Origin of the sequence: Pedomonas sp., from assembly GCF_036515995.1 — a bacterium.
GTDB lineage: Bacteria > Pseudomonadota > Alphaproteobacteria > Sphingomonadales > Sphingomonadaceae > Pedomonas.
The window spans coordinates 1-1,918 of the sequence record NZ_DATBUP010000163.1 but is presented as its reverse complement, the minus strand read 5'-3'; the positions used below and the strand labels follow the sequence as shown (position 1 = coordinate 1,918).

1 protein-coding gene is annotated in these 1,918 nt (G+C 64.1%); it reads right to left on the bottom strand.

Annotated elements, in window-relative coordinates; genetic code table 11:
* Window positions 1-114 precede the first annotated feature (114 nt).
* Window positions 115-1,918 (bottom strand): tetratricopeptide repeat protein (locus VIG90_RS12535; RefSeq protein WP_331593859.1); only part of this gene is annotated, 1,804 nt, incomplete at its 5' end.

Genomic DNA, 1,918 nt, shown 5'->3' with positions numbered 1-1,918 from the left:
ACCCCCCGCCACTCTTTTTTTGGGGACAGGACAAGGGCGATGACAGCGAGCGACGCGCAGTAGCCTGCCGCGGACGCAGCTTGCAGCTCGTTCAATAGTGCAGGGAAATTCAGGTCAGGCGACGGGCACAGCGTCGAAGGCAATGGTCGTGCGGGTGCCGTCGTCTTCAAACGGCACCGTGCCGTGCCAAGTGTAGGACGGGAAGAGCACGAGCCGTCCCACTTCCGGCTTCACCACCCGGCGCGGCGGCAGACCAAGGCCGAGCTCGACCGGCGGCTCGCCGAACTGGATCCAGCCGGCATTGGATACACTGGCCTCAGTGCCCATGCAGGCGGGAAGCTGAACATAGAAGGCCGAACTGATCCACCCCATGGAATGTAGGTGGTTTACATGGTGCCCGCCGCCGCCGCGCAGCCGGACGGACCACGAACCGGTGAAGCGCACCCGCTCTGACTTGCGCCGCAGGAGGGGGTGGGACGAATCATCCGGCAGACGCCGCACATATTCACCGATCGCATTTTCAATCTGGCGCTTGACCGTCTGAATTACCGGATCCTTGCGAACGAACAGCGAGCCTTCCGTTTGCGTGCCGCCGCGCAGACTCTGGTCGAGCGGATGCTGAACACTGCGATGCAGCGGCAGCAGCGCGGCCTCTATCATGGCGGCAAAGGATGGCAGATCGCCAACGCCGTCAGGAACGTCCAGCTCCAGCGGCATGACCAGGCGCTCGTAATCATGCAGCCAGTGCTCACGCGGATCATCCAGCAGGCGCCAGGCGGTGCCGAGATAGGCCCAGGCGAACTGACTGTCCGGGTTGATGCGTGCGGCCTCTTCCGCCTGAAGAGCGGCAGCGTCAGGCTTCTTCAGCCGTAGCAGATGGCGGGCGTAAGCGGCGCGGGCATTTTCATCCGTTGGCCGGGCCGCGATGGTTCTCTCGAACAGCAAGGATGTGCGCTCACCCTCGCCAAGACCGTCGCGGGCCATGGCCTCGACATAATCGAGCAGCGAAAGATCGCCCAGAGTGCTACGTGCCTCGCCGATGGCGGCGACGGTATCATCCCACCGCTCCATTGGCAGCAGGATGCCAAACAGCGCCTGCCAGAGCGCGGCATCTCTCGGATGTTCAGCCAGCGCCTTGCGCATGCTGGCTGTGGGGTCTTCGGCCAGCTTCTGTTCCCAGATCAGCTTGGCGAGGGCGGTGTGAGCGGCAGCATAGGTCGGCGTGGCCTGGCTGATCTGCCGGTACACGCTGATGCCATCCGCGGTGCGTCCCTGGTCCAGCAGGACGCTGGCGCGCCCGTCCGCCAGTTCCGGCCCGGTAAAGCCAGCCTGTTCGGCCTTGGCAAAGCATTCAAGCGCCGCGTCAGGCTCGCCGTTCAGTCGAAGGGCGACACCCAGGTTGAGCCAGCAGCGGCCGTTGTTGGGTGCCAGCTGAAGCGACTTGCGCAGGGCCAGAACTGCATCGTCAAGCCGCTCGGCCTTGCGATACGCGCTGCCCAGCGACATCCACGCCTTGGAGCTGTTGGGATTGACTTGCGTGGCCTGTGTGAGAGCATGGATGGCTTCGGCGCTCTGTCCCGTCGCCATGGCGGTCAGACCATAGTTGATCCAGGCATCGAGAAACCGCGGCTCTTGTCCGAGTGCCTGCCGATAGGCGGCAAGCGCCTCATCGGTACGCCCCATGTCGGAGAGCAGATTGCCCAGATTGTTCAGCAGCTGAGGTTGGTGCGGGCGGACCTGAAGAGAGCCCTGCAGTGCCTGTAGTGCCCCATCCCGATCTCCGATGGCCTTCAGCGCAAGGCCAAGCAGGTGCATCGCATCCGGTTGCAACGGCTTGGCCTTTAGAACGGCTTGGCAAAGCTGCTGCGCTTCCTGCGGTCGCCCGCCTTGAAGTGCCTGATGCGCCCGCTGGAGGTGC